Here is a 17,094-nt window from a genome sequence, read left to right on the forward strand (position 1 = left end):
GAAACACGACACTCGGCCTTGTCCGCCAGAGATTTCTATCTGGCGGATGCTTGCGGTGACATTCGCGTTTGTTTGCTGTCTCCCAGCTTACGGACACGCCCAGTCCCCCGAACTTTCAATGAGGGAATTTTCCTCTGCGCAAATTAAAAAAGGGGTAAGAAGCATCGGTATGGGAGGCGATGGTGCCTCACAGGGAAACTACGGGCTTGTTTGGAAGGACGCGAACACTGCGCTCTTCGATTATGGACAGACGAATTTCGACAATGGCAACGAGTTTCGCTTCGAAGCGGTGGGGGTAACTACTCCTCCATTGTGGAAAGATCTCGCGGTTTATTTAATTGGCGTTACCCAGGAGACGAATGACGTTAACTTCCAGGTGAAATCACCCGGATTGGGACCTGGCAAGGTTGCCGTCGTTGGAACGGGACGAAACGAAGGGGTTTTTTCCAAAATTGCAATGCCGCTGGGACCTGGGGTTTCGGCGGGCGTGCTCCTGTCTCACGAAATTTCGAGTTTCGATGCAGTGACCCAAGGCGGTCAGAGAGTACGCTTCGAAACTGAGTGGCGCCCCTCGGGTGGTTTTGGTGTCGCTTGGCAGGCGAATCCCCAACTCTTGGTGGGTACCCGCGTCATACTCAACTCCGATCTTGAGCGGCGCATCGATCCATCGGGTGTTAGCGAAGGCATCGCGCGATCCCGGGAATTTCGGCTAGGGGCTTCGTATTCTCCCTGGACAGGTGGTCTGATCGACTATGGGGTGACGAGACTTCACAAGATCAACGCCCTGAATGGGACGGACATAACAATCAACGCCCCAACGTATGGATTCGAACACGCTTTCTACGAGCGCCGATTCGTTGTCAGATTGGGGAGAGACGAGCACTCTTCAACGTTTGGATTCTCGGTGAAATCAGCCCCCTTCAATATCGATGTGGCCTACGTAGACGACATGGGACTAGATCGCGTTGGCGAGCTCTTTGGACCGAAAAGCCATAGCCTGATCCTGACCCTTACCTGGGATTATCAATCACACACTCCGGCGCACTGACGTTGTACCGGAATTTCGGCACGGGTTAAAAGTAGAGTAAGGTCGAAACAGATCATTGTATCTACCGGAAGTGTCCGTCGAATCGGGGGAAGCCCAGTACGCAACACAACGGCGCGCGTCTGCACATGGCCTTGGGTCCGGGAATACCTGATCCGCCGGCAACGTCGGCGTTGCCCGCCAACCAGAAATGCCTCCATCGCTCGGGCCCGCAACTCGCGGTGCGGTCCAGATCCGTGTTGAGTGGGCTCCATCACGAGTATTCGCTTGTGTCCGCATTTGCGTGAGCAGGTTTTTGCGGAACACAATCATGTTTTGGTGCATGACGATCAAGCACGAACCGATATCAGCGGCCTCCTTGCGGCTGTATGTAACGTTGACCAAGATAAAGCCAAGCTCCCCGCGCAGCTTCAGGATCTCCTGGCGTAGGTGCAGGTTCAGCTCCGGATCGAGGCTTGACAGCGGCTCGTCCATCATCACGATAGTAGGATTGGCGACTAAGGCGCGGGCCAACGCGACGCGCTTCTGCTGCCCACCACAGAGCTCTCGCCAGGTTTTGCCTGTGTACAATCGGCCATACGCACCATCTCCAAATACTTCTCGAATTCGGTCCGGTCCATACCGGGATTTCCTGTGCACGTCGTAGCGCAGCGCAAACTCGATGTGTTGTGACATCACCCGATCAGAAAGGCCACCACAAGGCCGCTTTTCCGTTAAATCCTTACATTGACCGGCTCCTTGCCACAGCGTTATATTTGTTCGAATATCACCACGCGCAGAAGCCGCGCATGAAAAGGACGTGTCATGATCCATGCCGATCGTATTCTGTGCATCTCTTTCCTTGCACTGGCTGCAGCAATCAATCTGAACCCAAGTGCTGTCGCAGCCGACGAACTCGTCGTGCTGACGACCACTACGACCCAGGATAGCGGCATCCTGAAACACCTAACAGAAGCCTTTGAGCGCAAGACCGGCATCAAGGTAAAGACAATCGTCGCGGGAAGCGGCGACATCCTGAAGCAAGGTGCGCGCGGTGAGGGCGACGTTCTTCTGACGCATTCGCCCGAGGCCGAAAAGCAATGGTTGGCGCAGGGCTATGGGCTGTCGCGACGCCTCGTCATGTACAACGATTTCGTGATCATCGGCCCTCCGGAAGATCCGGCGGGTATCAAGGGATTGTGGGCGGCAGACGCGATGAAGCGGATCGCCGAGAGGAGGGCGGTATTCGTTTCCCGCGGAGATCAATCGGGTACACATGTCAGGGAGCTGGCGATGTGGCGACGGGCCGGCATCGATCCCAAAGGCCAGCCTTGGTATCGCGAAACCGGACAGGTGTGCTCCGCAAAAATGCGATCCGGTGAGCTGAGAGGTCTGGCGACGGCGAAGCTCGAGCTTTGCACGAAATGAAAGCGGCAAGTTGACAATACCCTCAGGCCAGTGCAATTCGAACAGTGCCAGATGGGTTAACTAAACCGTCCGGGAAATCGGGGGAATCCTACCACGTCCGGCAGGATGCAAGGCCGGATCGAACAAGCATTTCGATTGACTTACGGGTATGTCAGCGATCGGTCAAGTGGAAGGAGCCGAGGAACTGCTCGATTTTGATCAGTTCGTCGTGACCCTTTCTCACGCCGGCCGAGGCCAGGAACACGCGGTTACCGTCAGCGTAAACCCGGACGCGGTAGTTGGTTCTGTGCTTCGCACTCTGCGAAGTGAAATCAAGACCGGGAACGCCTTGCAGCGTTATCGTCGCTTCCGAAATGAGCGTTGCTTCGGATTCCTTGTTGAAATTGTCCCGATTGGTGGCGAGTTCATCCTGAATGTTCACCTTGGCGCCGGGTAGGTAAACGATGCAGGCGACAGTGAAAATACCTTCGGGCCACTCAACCGAGTACGTGCGCAGGATGACTTCTTTCTCAGCCGCGGATTCTTCCTTCGGGGTGCCCGGCATCTTCACGGTGAATCCGCCGCAGGCATCCGACTTGACCGTTTGCCAATTGACGTCGTCGGCGTAACTTGTTGCGGACGTAAGGAAAAGGAGTGCGAGGGCAAAAAAAGCAGTGATCGCTTTACTCATGTTGTCTCCAGTATTCAGTACTCGAACCATAAGGGGCTGGGAAAAGGCGATGCGCGCGGCACGATCCGAAAAAAGCCGGGCCATACGCCTCAACCAGAAATCCCAGTCCATCTTAAATTCGCGATGACCGCCCTTGGTCGGCGTCAAGACGTCACAAAGAAGCTTGTCCACGGAAGCCGCGACATCTGCGTTAACGTGCTTGATCTACCTTTGGTTGGCCGCTATCGCGAGACTAAGGTGGCCGTGAAAAAGATCTTATTTGCCATTGCCTTACTGATGCTTGTGGCGACGACTGCCTAAGCCCATGGCGCTCGGCACGGCCACGGGGGAGGCGGACGCTTTTTCATTTTCACGCCGCCAATTTTCGGTGCTCTGATTTTTCCATACTACTACTCATCGGTTTGGCTAGGCGCCGGGCCCTACTACCCCAGTACCACGTATTACGTGCAGAGCCCGCCAAACTACGTCGTAACCGAGGCGCCCGAAAGAAGTTATGTTGCCGAGCTGCCGCCAGGTGGTGCCGTGGCCCAATCATCGGGCAACGGTGTCGTCGAACTGGGGCCGGTCAGCGCACTGCAACCGCAGAGTCGCCAATCCGGTCAAGTGCCCGCAGGGCAATGGTTCGTTTATCCCAGCAAGGGTCAGAGTCAGGAGCAGCAAGCTAGAGATCGTAACGAATGTAATGGCTGGGCGGTCGGCCAAACCGCCTACGATCCGAACCTTCCATCGCAAGACGGATCGAGCGATCAGGCACAGACAGCGTCTATGAACTACGCGTGGGCGACGAATGCCTGTCTGGAAGGGCGTGGTTACGTCATCAGGTGATGAAGCACACCGCGTCAGCGGGTCACTGACACGAGGGCGGTAGCTCGTGACGGTTCTGGTACAACCACTTCACCGTGCTACGACGGCTATTGGATCAATCTGCCCATCGAATACGATGAATAGTGGATCTGAATCAACTTTGCACCAGAATCAAACGTTGCCGCCAGGCGAATCTTTCGCAAGCTACCGAAGGGTCTGCGGTACGTTCCGCGCGCGATCATCACAGACAGACTGGGCCACTACGCCGCGCCGAAGCGAGAATTGCTGCCGAGCGCCGAGCACATCGGGTTTCCCCTGTGCTTGAGCGGCGACGTTAACGCACTCTGCTCGGCACCACCGAGACGTTTACACGCAGTTCCTTGCCGGGATCGTAGGGCAGCCGAGAGGAGAAGCGTTGGCCGTCGAATTCGTAGTACACCAAGTAGCCGGTGGTGATGGTCTCGAAGTTGTCCACCTGGCGACAGCGCTGCACCGGTGTGGTGGTGGTGATGGTGCCGCGGCTATCGGCATTCTGGTTGGCGACGCTGTCGCCGGCCACGGCACCCACTCCGGCACCGACCGCGGCCGCGGCGATCCTGCCGTTACCCCGGCCTACCGTGCTGCCAAGCAGGCCGCCGGCGACGCCGCCGATGATCGCGCCGAGGTAGTTGCGTTGCTGCGGGGCGGCTTGAGTCGTCTGCTGGGTTTCGGTCCAGCATTGCTGGGCCGGATGGTTGATTTGCTCGGTGATGGGCGAAACACTGGTGACCGCGGCGATCGCTTCGAATGCGTGAACATTCACTTGAGCGAGCAGCATCGTCAGGCCGAGTGCAATCGAGATTTTTTTCACGTTCCGTCTCCTTTCCGGCATCAGGACTGAAATGAAACACATAACATGCTATCTAACGCAGATGCGGGAAAAACGTTGCAAGGAATTTTGTAACGTTGGCATTAAGGATAAGAAATCCAACCATACCGCCGGGGAATCCTTGTAGTATTTCTGACCGGTATTTTTCCTCGAACCCGGAGGGAGGCTCACTTTTCTTTAAAGGAGAATTGAACCTTTCTTGAGAGTCAGGGAATAAACTACTTTGAGTGTATGGCAGGCCAGATGCATCCTGGGAATCGCGATTTGCCAAGTCCGTCTCCGCTTCCAGCAAACGACGACGAGGTCGCGCTTCTGCGTCGGGTAGCGAGAAGAGACCGGTACGCTTTTGAGTTGCTATACCGCAGCTACTATCGACGGCTCACGCGCTTCCTCGAACAGACTACGCGCGCACCGCAGCTGATCGGCGAGATCCTCGACGACACAATGCTGGTTGTTTGGCGAAAGGCAGCAACCTTCAATGGTGAATCGCTCGCGTCCACGTGGATCTTTGCGATTGCTTACAAAAAAGCCATGAAGGCGCTCAAGCGTGAGAGCCGTTCCGTGGCGATCTTGCCCGACGCCGACGCGCCGGGGGCGGCTAACAGTCCGGAGACCGAGTTCATTGAGCGCGAATCCCGTCTGGCGCTCAGACGTCTGCTGGCCGCGCTTTCGGTAGAGCAGCGCGCCGTCATTGAGCTGACCTACTACCACGGCTGTGCCTATAAGGAAATTGCCACGATCATCGGCTGTCCGGTTAACACGGTAAAGACCAGAATGTTCTATGCGCACCGCAAGCTGAAAGCTATTTTGATCGGGCGCGCAAAGGAGTCAGGTGACGATGCGCCTCTTCCCCTTCGATGATCCTGTACACAGCGAGGTTGTAGAACTCCTCCCGTGGTTCGCGAACGGCACACTCGATAGCGCTGAGCGAGCAGGAGTCGAGCGCCACTTGACGGAGTGCATCGCCTGCAGGCACGAGCTGGAGAGCCTACGTACCCTGCGGGCGGTTTACGTTGATAACGACTCGGATCCCGCGGTCACGCAGGCGCTTGCCCGGTTGCAAGCCCGCATTGGTCAGATGGAGCGAGGCCCGAGCGCAACAGGGTTGCTGTGCACCCTCGCCGCGCAATGGAAGGAGACGCGCCCCTGGTTACGGGGTGCGGTTATCGCCCAATTCGTTGTGCTGGCGCTATTGGCTTCCGCGATGCTGATCCAGCCCACGCCACGGTACTACCACACGTTGGGAGCGCCGGCAGCACCGGCGAGCGAACGCGCCGCAATCGTGGTCGTGTTCGATGCAACGCGCCCGGAGCGTGAGCTTCGCGATCTTCTCCTGCGCCTACATGCGCGCATCACGGACGGCCCGTCTCCCGAGGGAGCGTACACATTAGAGGTGGCCGCAGCCGAACAGCAGCGCTTAGTTGCACAGCTGCGGCAAGAGGGCCTGGTCACCTTCGCCGAGCCAAGGCAGCAACGGTTCGTGGCGCCCCAGTGAAAGTCACTACCCTGCTGATCCTTGCAGCCGCGTTTGTTTCCGGCGCTGGTTGTTCGACCGTGGATTCACGCAGGCAGGACAGTTCAGCGAGACCAACGTCCGCTGACCGGCAAATTCTACTGATGCTCACGGAATCCGCGGTGCGTCACTACCGTCCAGGGTCTATCGTCCTCCCCGCCTACGGCAGCGGTTCCGCCCCAACGGGCCAGCTAAAGACCGCCAGGGATCTTGCGCGCGAGTACGACTTCAGACTACTGAGTGATTGGCCCATGCCAGCTATCGGGGTCCGCTGCTTCTTGGCAGAGGTCGGGCCAGGCCAGGCTGCGGTGGAAGTTGCGACTCGCTTGGCCGCTGACCCTCGCGTAGAGTCCGCGCAGCCCGTCCAAGTATTTCACGCATTAGAACGTAACGATCCGTACTATTCGCTCCAAACGAACTCGAAGCTACTCCAGCTCGACCAACTCCATCGGATGGCAACCGGCAGGAACGTAAAAGTCGCCCAGATCGATACCGGCGTCGACTTGAATCACCCGGATCTCGAGGGACAGCTTTCTGCAGCGAAGAACTTTGTTGATGACACGGAGTACATCGCTGAGGTGCACGGAACGGCGGTGGCCGGCATCATCGTGGCCAAGGCCGACAATGGGATTGGCATCGTGGGCGTTGCTCCGGCCGCCACGCTCATGCCTCTACGTGCATGCTGGCAGCCCAGCGAGGAAGTCGGGGACGCCCTATGCAGCAGTTTTACACTGGCAAAGGCAATTCAATACGCATTGATTCACAAGGCGCGCGTGCTTAATCTCAGCCTGGCCGGGCCGCGCGACCGGCTCCTGGAACGGCTCATCGATAAGGCCATCGAGCAGGGCGTAACGGTCATCGGTGCCATCGATCCGGTTGCGCCTGACGACAGCTTCCCGGCTACCCATCCAAACGTGATCGCCGTGGCCTCAGTCGGTACTCCCGATCCTCACGACCGCGCGATCCTTGCCCCCGGTGACCATGTGCTGACGACCGTGCTAAACGCGAGCTGGGAATTCGTATCCGGCAGCTCGTTTGCCACTGCTCAGGTGACCGGCATCGCCGCGCTGCTTTTGGAGAGGTCTCCCGGTCTGAAGCCCGGAGACATATCCGCACTCCTCCACGAGCATAGGCGCCAGACTGGGCCCGCTGGCGACGCTCCTACTCTCGATGCCTGCGCGGCGCTTGCCAGCGTCTCGGCGAGTCGCGATTGTCATTGTTGCGGTGCCACCGCGAATCGGCGCGCGTACCAACAAGTCGGCACCCCACCGTCCTGATCGGTGCGCGCAGCTTGTCTCCTCTGCCTCTTGATGCTGCTGCTCGTCAGGGGCGTAGCCGCCGCAGAGGTTTCCGGCCATGTCGCATTGTTGTCCGATTATCGCTACCGCGGTGAGTCGTTGACAGACGGGCAGCCGGCGCTTCAGGCGGCGGTCAACTACGACCATTCCAGCGGACTATTCCTGGGGGCACTTGCCTCCACCGTTCGAATCGACCCTGCTGATTCAGGCCTGGGTGCTCAGCTCTACGCGGGATATGCTCGGTCGTTTAACGAGAAAGCATCTTGGGAAATCGGAGTCGTGACGTATCTCTTGCCGGACAGCCCAATGGGACGTGGCTATGACTACACTGAAGGGTTTGTTGGTGCTTCATATGACACGGTAAACGCGAGGCTCTACTACTCCGACGACTACTTCGGCGCGGGCGGCAAGACCGTTTATCTGGAAGTCAACGCGTCTCGCCCGCTCAACGAACGGGTAGCGCTAACTGGCCACCTCGGTTATCTCGATCACCGCCAGACGCGTCAGCCCTTGGCGGGTGGTCAGGACCACTCCCAGTTAGATTTCAAGGCAGGCATCGCCATCGATGTCACAGGATTCACGCTGGAGCTCAGCATTGTGGGGACCACCGCGCAGCACGACCCCTGTCCGGCCGGAACAGGGCACTGCAATACCACCGGACTCGTTTCGATTTCCCGGCGGTTTTAACGGGCACATCGGGTGATCGAAAAGAAGGGCAGCGGCAGGCGAAGCGGCCCGGAATGCGGCGCTGTCAGGTTACCGAGAAAGCAGTTCAGTCTGATCCTCACCATCATCCTCGCGTTCTCCGAGTGAAGCGGCCGGTTGGCAATGCCAGGACGGCCACAACGCTGGCGGACTCGGTAACGCACTATCGTACGCACCGCCGCGACACCATTGAGATCGGCAACGACGGCTACGAGTTCAAGTAGCGGAAGCGATCCGAGTCCATCACAAAAGGCAAGGGAATCTCAGGCTCTGAGAATCCGGAAACCTGCGTCGCCCAGTTTTTGCCTGTAAGTCACCGGTCAGATTCATCTGCGAATATTTAGTTAATTCCGGATCGAGTCGGAAAGGTTCACATTGACCGGGATTTGAACCTGTTACGGTCGAGCGGGAATTAATGCTTACCAATTAACCCTCAGGCGACATGAGGAAGACCTGTGCTTCATTGAGAGGGCTGCGATGAGATTCCATGATTATTCGAAATTTATCGCATTTGGCTTTGGCCTGATCTTGCTTTTTCCGAATCAAAGTTGGGCCATACCCGCGTTTGCGCGAATGTATGGAATGGCGTGCGGTGCCTGCCACAGTGCGTTCCCGGCGTTGAACGACGCGGGGGAGGAATTCCGCGTGTCCGGGTTTAGGAAATACAACGGGGTGGCGCTAATCCCTCAGGTCGCACCGGTGAAACTAGGCGAGCGCCTGGAGTTACCGGGTACTGTTCCCCTATCTCTTAGTACCACTGCCGGATTCAACGCTACGAGGATCGATAACACCCTTGGGGACGGCAGCAAAAATGCCAACACCGAAGCTGACTTCAAGAGGCAGCAAAGCAGCTTCAATCTCAACGAGTTCAAATTGCTCGCCGGTGCCCCCCTCGGTAAAGATCTCGCCTTTTTCCTTGATGCGCCCCTGACCGATACAGAGTCCCGTCAGTTCTTCGATCCTGAGGCAAGGGCGCACGGCGTAAAGTCCAAGACGGAGTCGGGTGAAGCCCCATATCTGGCCTTCATCAGTTACCACAACCTCGTTTTGCCGGACCTGGTGAACCTGAAGGGTGGCATCATCGAGCTGCCCACTGCCTTTTCCCCGTCCATCCATCGCTTGTCGTTTTTCCCTTACCTGGTCTACGAGGCAACTGCGCTGGACGTGATCTCGAGGAAAGGGATTGACGATTTGGTCTCTGTTCCGGGCGCAGTCGGTGAGACACTCGAATCGAATCAGTTTCGGCTCAGCCACGGTCAGATTGGGGTTCAGGCCTTCGGGCGGGCGACGCCGTCATTGCACCAGGTTTCTTACCTTTCCGTGGATTACGCCGTCGGACTGGTGAATGGCAACAATATCAACAGCGATAACAACACCACCAAGGACCTCTTCGGCCGCTTGGCATTCACTTATAAACTGCCCACCACGACCATGGCGCTCGGGTGGTTCAGCTACTACAGCGCGAATACGCTGGACAACCTGACCACAAACCCGGACACAGGGGTGGGGTATCGTGACCAACTACGGCGCTATGGGCCTGACTTCAGGTTGACGCTTAATGAACCCGTTTACGTCAACCTTTACTCCCAGATCCTGTTTGCAAAGGACAGCAACCCCACTGGTTTCGGACAGGAAGCCAAATGGCGGGGTGGGTTTGTACAGGCGGAAGTCAAGCCATTTAACCAGCTAGTGGTCTATAGCCGCTACGACTGGATCCGTGGCAATCGGTACGATGACATGGGCATCGTGATCAACGGGGCGAGCGGAAGTATCGGGCCGGTTGATCCCAGGCTGTGGGATATAGTCGCAGGGGCGCAGTACTTCCTCTACGACAACTTCAAACTGATCGCGGAGTACCGGCATGGCGAAAAGGATCTGGGATCTGTTCCCGCGGACCCTGAACAACTCAAAAAGACAGTGGAGAACGCGGTCTTTACCGGCGTCCGTCTGGTTTTTTGAGAGTAACGAGAAAGGGAAGCCGCGTGGCTGCGCCTAGCCTGCCCTATGAGGATTGGCTAATCGAACAGCTCGAATCTCGCGGAAGTCGCTGCGTACGTCAAGGTACTTTTGAGTGGTGATACGAGTGGAAATGTTTGGTAGCTATATGTTTTACAAATCCAACAGACAGCCTGCAAAACTTCTCTGCATCGAAACAAATCGGCGCGATGGCAGAGTGGTCATACAGAGGATTGCAAATCCTTGTACGTCGGTTCGATTCCGGCTCGCGCCTCCAAACTCAAATTTACCAGTCTGTTGATTTTCACGCCGATCTGACCCGGATTTTCGTCGGTAAGTGACCCGCACTGTAAGATCCAAGCGCTCGAATACGCAGCGGAATTTCAGCGACCGTCAGACAAAAGGGCGCAATGCGACCCGACGCGGGTGATTCTGCGAATTGATCCGCGAGGATGGTGTTGTTGATCCCCAAGGGGGATGCCACCCAGGTGGCGCCTTGGGTTCCGCTTTATTTGCGTCGCATGGCGGAATAGCGTTTGTCGCCGGGCAAGAGGGTTCGGCGTTGCGCCTTCCGCTGGTGCCTCACGGGGTGATGATGTCCCCGAACAGCACCCATTGCTTTCCGTCGAAGCGCTGCAACTGCATCTGCTCGATGGGCGAATGGTCGTGAGGCCCCGTGTTGACCCGAATCCCGGGGATGAGGATGGGCAGCTCCAGGTTCTTCAGGTTGGCCGCCTGCCGCAACAGGTTCTCGCGCGTAAGGTCATCACCGCATTGCTTGAGGACTTGCACTAAAGTCTGCGCCGTGGCGTAGGCGTACACATTGTACAAGTCGGTCACGTCACCTTCCGGGTAGTACTGCTTCATGAAGTCTAACCACTCCTTGAGGCCCGCATCGTTCTGCCAGTGACTGTCGGTCGGATCCTTCAGGAAGGCGCCGCTGATGATGCCGACGGACTTTTCCAGCCCAGCCGGTTTCATCACCGTGGCCACCGACGCTGCCGGATTGCCGACGAACTGCAATGGGCGCCAACCCAGTTCCCAGGTCTTGCGGATGGCCTGCGCCGCCGACTTCGGCGAGCTGAATATGAATAAGGTGTCCGCCCCCGAGGCCTTGAGGGTGACAATTTGCGAGTCGACCGTGGGATCGGTCACCTCGAACGAGGCCTCGGCAACGATCATTTTGTCCGCCCGGTCGCCCAACCCTTCGCGCAGGCCGCGCAGGTAGTCCTTGCCCAAATCGTCGTGCTGGTACAGCGCCGCGATCTTCGCGTCGGGCCGCACTTGGAGCAAATACCTGCCGTAGACCTTCGCTTCCGACACGTAGTTGACGCGCCAGCCCATCGTCCACGGGTAGGTCTTCGGATCAGCGAACTCCGCCGCTCCGGACGTGACGAACAGATGTGGCACCTTCTTGAGGTTCAGATAGTTGACGATCGCGGTGTTGGTGGGGGTACCGAAGGAACTGAAGATCGCCAACACCTGCTCCTGTTCTACCAGCTTGCGAATCTGCTCCACGGTGCGGGGCGGGCTGTAGCCGTCGTCCAGGCTGAGCAGTTTGATCGTGCGCCCGTTAACGCCGCCATGCTCGTTGATCATACGAAAGAACGCGGCCTGGGCCTTGCCGTAGGTTCCGTAGGCCGATACCGGGCCGCTGTAGGGCATGGTCTGGCCGAGCAGGATTTCAGTGTCCGTGACGCCCGGCCCGTAGCGCTTCTCTGCGTGGACTGCACCGGCCGCGAGTGTCGTGAGCAGGCTAAGAACTGCCAGACTGCGACGATACATCTTGCTTCCCCCTTTTCGCGCGCGCAGCCGGATTTTATACCCTCAGCTTTGACAAAGTCGGGCAAGCCCGCCCTGGTTTCCGCCTCGACGTGGGCCAAGAAGGTTTCGAGGTGTTCCTGGACCAACTGATACAGCGTCGTTTCTTCAGGGCGCCGTCGCTCGTAGTGGACTGGAATTGCGGCCGAAGCGGGCTGAACCGCTTGGAGTACTGCCAATAACTGTACGGGTCCTCCGGATAACGTCCGACGTTGTACGAATCCCATTTGGGCTCCTGGTGCGCCAATGCCCAAAGTCGCAAACCGGCCATCTGCGGTCATTGACCAAGCCAGATTCGTTGCCCGAAAGCGGCCAGTGAGCTCGACGCGCCATGTCGCCCGAATCGCCGAGGTCGAGATGACCGGCGCGGGCGAACCAGCGCAGCACGGAGCGCGCACCTGTTGCTGTAGCGCGGAGAGGTTTTCCGGTGTCAGTGCGGCGGCCTCACCGCAGAATTGGACCTGCCCGCCCGTCCTCGCCGGCAACGAACACTCCGTCGTTGACGTAGCAGCGCAAGTGGACAATTACCGTGCCCCCTCGCACCTGCACTGCAATGTCAGTCAGGGGGGCTCCCCGAGTCCGCGGCCTCCCGTAGGCCAAGGAGCTCGTAGACCTCAACCGTCTGCGACTTCCCCTTCAGCTCGGGCGTGCCGAGGGCGCGCACGATTGCATGCTCCCGTATCTGGTCATAGGTGCTCGCGCTGATCACGACGCTGCCCTCGTGGGCATACGTCTGCAATCGCGCGGCGAGGTTCGTCGTGTCGCCGATGGCGGAGAAGTTCCGGATCTGCGCTGCGCCGATGTTGCCAACGATTGCGGGCCCGGAGTTGAGCCCGACCCGAAAGCGCGGTCGCTCGTCGGATAAGGGCAGCTCGGCCATCCTTCGCTGCATCGCCAGCGCCGCGCGAGCTGCCCGAAGGGCATGATCGGGTTGCGGCTTGGGGGCATTGAAGATGGCCATCATGGCGTCGCCCATGAACTGCACCACCGCTCCGGACTCGGCCAGCACGATCGGCACCGCGGCGCCGAACGCTGCATTGAGCATCGCTATGACCTCAGCCGGTGATTTCCGTTCCGAGAATGCCGTGTACCCCCCGAGATCGGCGAACAGAACCGTCACCTCCACCTCGACGCCACCCAGCGAGGCGCGCTCCGGATCGTTGATCAGTGAGGCGGCAACGTCGGGAGAAAGGTAGGTTCGCAGCAACGTATCGACGCGTTCGTGCAGCGCACCGACGAGCCGGCTCTGCGCGAACACCTCGCGCTGCGAGCGTTCCAGCAGGTACGCCCCCACGGAGGAGCTGACTACGGTAGTGCCGACGACTAGAACCTGCAGCGTCAGCTCCAATCCGAGCCTCGTCGTGACGGCGACCGCGACGAAGCTCAGGCAATAGAAGATCCCCAGCCCAATTGACCCGACAAACGGCGGGCGCGTCACCGCGAATCCGAATACCGCCGTGAGCATGATGCCCGGCATCGCGTAGGTGGCGAACGTCCCCGTCACCAATGTCAGCGCCAGGACCGCCACGGCAGCCGCCACTTGCTGCCCGAGTCCGATGAGGCTGCGTCGAGACTCCGTCGTCGCCCAGCGGCTGGCGACGGCGCACGCCAGAAGAAACACGGTCATGGCACCGGCAATCAGCCAGGTCGGGCCGGGCGCGACCCCGATCGCGGGGGGGCCAACTAGGGCGACGAGCACCCATACCACCGCGGCGAGCAGACTCGCCGTTCGCGCCCGCCAAACCCCCTGGACCTGGTCGGCCTCGCGGTACGATCGCTCGAGCTCCGCGTCAACGAAACGCAGCGTGAGCCAGTTTCGCCGATCCCAACCGCTCGGGAAGGTCACGGTTCCAGCCTACCCGAGCACAGCCGCACAGCCTGAGATGCGCGCCGCTACGAGCGGCCTTTGCACCACTGGCACACCCGGCACGCACTCATTCTGGCAAAACCGAGCTAGCGCCGCCTCCAGAGCGCTTCGCGCGCCGGCCGCGTCGCTGTGCGCCCCAAGTATGTTCGCGATCGCCAGCCACGCGTTGGCCTCGAAGTTGATCTGGTGGCTTCGGCCGATGATGTCGGTGCCCTCGTGCATCAGCGTTATGGTCTCCTCGGTGCGGAGAGATCAGATCAATGGACGCATCAGAGATTTGACCGTATCACACGTTCCAATCGCGCTCAATGCAAGGTGTTGGTTTGGCTTGTGGGGACGGAAGGTCGATCCGGAAGCGTGGTCGAGTCAGCAACCGGAGTAGCGGGCAAGGAATCGGTGATCTTGGGATCATGCTGTTGCGAGCGCCGCACAGCGCAGCTATCGGCCAACTGAAGATGGGTGGACACCCATAGCGATAAGTGCCAGAGCACCTAGAAGCTCACGCGCTGGCCGGACACAAGCTGGGGCACGGCTACAGAGGCCTCACCCGTGAGCTTCCGGTTGAGGTGCCCGCGCGCTCGGTAGGTGACATGCGGAGGAAACTGAGTTCCCCTCCCAGCTGGAATGCCTGAAAGCGGACCATCGTGATCTTCAGCTACGGGTTGATGTGAGTCATTCGTCACGTTCTTGAGTTTGCTTCGCCGTCTCGAATCTGCACGAGCGCCCGTCTCATATGTTCCTGGCCGGTTCAGTACCATACGCCCGTCAAGAGGGCTAAATTCAAAAGCTGTATCGCGGCTGAAAGAACGGGTGGTCCGGCGCGCATCTGAAAATCGATACACTCACTTCGAAACGCCTAACGACAGGAGCGCGAAGTTCGCGCTCCTGTCGCAATGTATGGATTGCCCGTGCTCACGCAAGAACCCGCGCTTGCACCGGCGGTGAGAATTCGGTCGGAAGCGCGAAGATCAGACTGCGCCTCCGACGCAAGATAGTTGCGATCGGCCGTAGATCATGACTTTGCATGAACTCCAGCCGCTCGCAAAACCAATCGAATGCCCACTTCCTGCTCGTCCCATAGGGCCGCTCGCCGCATACTCGACGCCGTTACAAGGCCGCATAAGAAACATCGTCCGGCATTGCCATGCCTGGCAGAACTGCGAGTTTCCTCCTCGCAGGCCTGTCACTACAGTCGGCGCCGTCACCATCCCTCAATTCCATTTCGAAAGAACGCCATGGCGAATCGCAAGTTCGAACCACCGAAGGAACTGGATTCTCTGTGCGTCAAGATTGCCCGCCACGTGCATGAGCGGGCGAAACATTACCGCGCGCATTGCGGCGCGCTCGAACTCGCCGATCTGATCGAGCGCGCGCTCGTCTAGGTGATGGACAAGGACGCTGATCTCCGGGCGCAGGAGAAGGAGGGCGCCACCATTCCTGCGAAGGGTGGACAACGGTGGTCTGTGAAGGGGGTTTCCCCCGCCGATAAAACCGGCGGGGCCCCGTAATTTTTTGTCACACCTGATGCACTCTCGCGATGAGCCGGAAAATACCATTACGACAAAGGCATAGGGCGAACACACCCTCTGCTCTCAGGCGAACACACCTCGTAGAACGAAATGCTTTCGCGTCAGCTGTTTGACGTGCAATTCGGCGGACACATGAGACAGGATAATCGAGCGAGACGGATGGGACACAAGACCCTTCGCCTGCCAGACGAACTCTCGGAAGAGATCACGTGCCGTGCGCGTATCAAGGGTGTTGCGGACGCCGACTACTATCGTCTTCTGATCGAGCGTGGACTGCTCCTGGAGGGCGTGGAAATGGCGATGCAGACACTCGTTCCGCCGGCCTATTGGGGCCTGTGCGAGGCGGTGCTCGAGACCCGAAATATCCTGCGCTCGCTCGCTGCGGCGCGTGAGCACGGCACCATTCCGAAGGCCCAGGTGCAGGCCAAAGACGAGATCGAAAGGATGAAGAACGATGGCGCAGAGTAGGCAGACGCCGCGGGTCTGGTCGGATGCGATCCGCGGCTCGGAGATCCTCGCCAACTGGGTCAAGCTGGGGAGCAGCGCCGTCGTTCTCTGGGTCTCGATCGGAATCTTACTCGGTGGCGCGGCAGGTGCCTTATGGCTTGTCGAGAACACTACATCTGTCGATCGAAAGCTGCGGGTGCACCACGTCCGGAATAGCCTTGGGATCGGTGGCCGGATCGCCGATCTTCCCAATCCGGATGGAAGTAATACACGCATCCAGGTAGCCAAGGCGCAGGTTCAACTCTACACATGGCAAAGCTATGACAGCGTCACCCGGCGATTGCAGGAGAGCATATTGCTGGGTGCGCTTCTCGCGATCGGAGGAATGGTCACGGCGGCCTTCTTCCTGCGGCAGATCGGCCGTTCGGCCACCTAAAATCAGCATATCCGCGGCGCGACGCTCGCCTCCACGGAGGCCGTGATCGCGCTCGCCAAGGCCTCCAGGGTGGCCTATGACTTTACGCTGGCAGGCGTGCCGATCTTCCGCGAAACCGAAACCGATCACATCCTTGTGTGCGGCGCGCCGGGAAGCGGCAAGGGCGTGGCGATCAAGGAGTTGCTCGACCAGATCCGCGCACGTGGCGACCGGGCAATCCTCTACGACCCGAGTGGGGAGTACGTGCAGGTGTACTACCGTCACGGCAAGGATGACCGCCAGCAATTGCCCACCATCGAGGCGGGAAGACCATTCGCAATGCTGATCGAACGGGGAATGGCTTTCGCCTTTCGCACTAACCCGATATTGCGAATCTGGCGCCTAACGAGATGGCGCGCAGATCACTTGCCGCTGATAGCAAAGTTGAAGAGCGCCAGATCCCGTGTCCTCTTGGCCAACTATAAACGGGCACGGGCCGCCCAGATTTCCTTGAGCTTTCAGCGGAGCCTTCCGTACGACTGTGTGAGCTACATGCCGACAACCTCAAAGCCATGTTGTGTCCGCAAAGAGACCTCGCACTCCGCCAGCTGCTCCGGGACTATCAGTTCCGGCAGCCCCGTCAGTTCTGCCAGTTTTCGAACAAGCGCACGCTTGTTAGTGTTCGTAAATTCCATCGAAACTTTGTATTTCCCGCCCCAGTGTTTTCAGAAATCCACGAAGCAACATGC

The 17,094-nt window shown here is 58.8% G+C and carries 16 protein-coding genes and 1 tRNA gene; 12 read left to right on the forward strand and 5 right to left on the reverse strand.

Translation table 11 applies throughout. The features are described 5' to 3' along the window. The first annotated feature begins 118 nt into the window (after nucleotides 1-118). Entirely contained in the window at nucleotides 119-1,048 is a 930-nt protein-coding gene (locus tag HY067_21565; protein MBI3530544.1) for a hypothetical protein, read from the forward strand. Here the strand turns inward: HY067_21565 and HY067_21570 are convergent. Further along, the gene (locus HY067_21570) at nucleotides 1,028-1,858 is read right to left on the reverse strand and encodes an ATP-binding cassette domain-containing protein (protein ID MBI3530545.1); all 831 of its coding nucleotides are present in this window, start codon (nucleotides 1,856-1,858) and stop codon (nucleotides 1,028-1,030) included. The genes HY067_21565 and HY067_21570 overlap by 21 nt on opposite strands. On the opposite strand from HY067_21570, the gene HY067_21575 reads away from it, so the two are divergent. Then, nucleotides 1,850-2,452: a substrate-binding domain-containing protein gene (locus HY067_21575; protein ID MBI3530546.1), complete on the forward strand. Its 603-nt coding sequence runs from the start codon at nucleotides 1,850-1,852 to the stop codon at nucleotides 2,450-2,452. The genes HY067_21570 and HY067_21575 overlap by 9 nt on opposite strands. 151 nt (nucleotides 2,453-2,603) lie before the next feature. Here the strand turns inward: HY067_21575 and HY067_21580 are convergent, their stop codons facing one another. Beyond that, nucleotides 2,604-3,293 (reverse strand): hypothetical protein, encoded by a 690-nt coding sequence (locus HY067_21580; protein MBI3530547.1) that lies wholly within the window; start codon nucleotides 3,291-3,293, stop codon nucleotides 2,604-2,606. Between the two features lie 967 nt (nucleotides 3,294-4,260). After that, complete coding sequence (locus HY067_21585; GenBank protein MBI3530548.1) at nucleotides 4,261-4,776, reverse strand: glycine zipper 2TM domain-containing protein; 516 nt, start codon at nucleotides 4,774-4,776, stop codon at nucleotides 4,261-4,263. A 261-nt stretch (nucleotides 4,777-5,037) separates the two neighbouring features. On the opposite strand from HY067_21585, the gene HY067_21590 reads away from it, so the two are divergent. From HY067_21590 to HY067_21615, 6 genes are all read left to right on the forward strand, one after another. Then, nucleotides 5,038-5,655 carry a sigma-70 family RNA polymerase sigma factor gene (locus HY067_21590; protein ID MBI3530549.1) on the forward strand — a complete coding sequence of 206 codons (618 nt, stop codon included), beginning with the start codon at nucleotides 5,038-5,040 and terminating at the stop codon, nucleotides 5,653-5,655. Then, nucleotides 5,627-6,289 (forward strand): zf-HC2 domain-containing protein, encoded by a 663-nt coding sequence (locus HY067_21595; GenBank protein ID MBI3530550.1) that lies wholly within the window; start codon nucleotides 5,627-5,629, stop codon nucleotides 6,287-6,289. Before HY067_21590 ends, HY067_21595 begins: the two co-directional genes overlap by 29 nt. Before the next feature lie 470 nt (nucleotides 6,290-6,759). Beyond that, entirely contained in the window at nucleotides 6,760-7,584 is an 825-nt protein-coding gene (locus HY067_21600) for a S8 family serine peptidase (protein ID MBI3530551.1), read from the forward strand. 33 nt (nucleotides 7,585-7,617) lie between these two features. Beyond that, nucleotides 7,618-8,292: a hypothetical protein gene (locus tag HY067_21605; GenBank protein ID MBI3530552.1), complete on the forward strand. Its 675-nt coding sequence runs from the start codon at nucleotides 7,618-7,620 to the stop codon at nucleotides 8,290-8,292. A gap of 495 nt (nucleotides 8,293-8,787) precedes the next feature. Further along, entirely contained in the window at nucleotides 8,788-10,269 is a 1,482-nt protein-coding gene (locus HY067_21610; GenBank protein MBI3530553.1) for a hypothetical protein, read from the forward strand. A 200-nt stretch (nucleotides 10,270-10,469) separates the two neighbouring features. After that, nucleotides 10,470-10,543: transfer RNA gene (locus HY067_21615), tRNA-Cys, on the forward strand. 305 nt (nucleotides 10,544-10,848) lie between these two features. Here HY067_21615 and HY067_21620 read toward each other — a convergent pair. Both HY067_21620 and HY067_21625 read right to left on the reverse strand, forming a co-directional pair. Beyond that, entirely contained in the window at nucleotides 10,849-12,051 is a 1,203-nt protein-coding gene (locus tag HY067_21620; protein MBI3530554.1) for an ABC transporter substrate-binding protein, read from the reverse strand. A 592-nt stretch (nucleotides 12,052-12,643) separates the two neighbouring features. Further along, complete coding sequence (locus HY067_21625; protein ID MBI3530555.1) at nucleotides 12,644-13,933, reverse strand: adenylate/guanylate cyclase domain-containing protein; 1,290 nt, start codon at nucleotides 13,931-13,933, stop codon at nucleotides 12,644-12,646. Nucleotides 13,934-15,189: 1,256 nt separating this feature from the next. Here HY067_21625 and HY067_21630 point away from each other — a divergent pair. The 4 genes from HY067_21630 to HY067_21645 form a co-directional block, all read left to right on the forward strand. Beyond that, nucleotides 15,190-15,336: a hypothetical protein gene (locus HY067_21630; GenBank protein MBI3530556.1), complete on the forward strand. Its 147-nt coding sequence runs from the start codon at nucleotides 15,190-15,192 to the stop codon at nucleotides 15,334-15,336. Between the two features lie 306 nt (nucleotides 15,337-15,642). Continuing rightward, on the forward strand, nucleotides 15,643-15,951 hold the full coding sequence (locus HY067_21635; protein MBI3530557.1) for a hypothetical protein: 309 nt from the start codon (nucleotides 15,643-15,645) through the stop codon (nucleotides 15,949-15,951). After that, on the forward strand, nucleotides 15,938-16,366 hold the full coding sequence (locus HY067_21640; GenBank protein ID MBI3530558.1) for a hypothetical protein: 429 nt from the start codon (nucleotides 15,938-15,940) through the stop codon (nucleotides 16,364-16,366). The genes HY067_21635 and HY067_21640 overlap by 14 nt, the downstream gene beginning before the upstream one ends. A gap of 42 nt (nucleotides 16,367-16,408) precedes the next feature. Next, the coding region (locus HY067_21645; protein ID MBI3530559.1) for a type IV secretion system DNA-binding domain-containing protein at nucleotides 16,409-17,094 on the forward strand (686 nt) is incomplete at its 3' end.

Source organism: Betaproteobacteria bacterium, from assembly GCA_016194905.1.
Taxonomy (GTDB): domain Bacteria; phylum Pseudomonadota; class Gammaproteobacteria; order Burkholderiales; family JACQAP01; genus JACQAP01.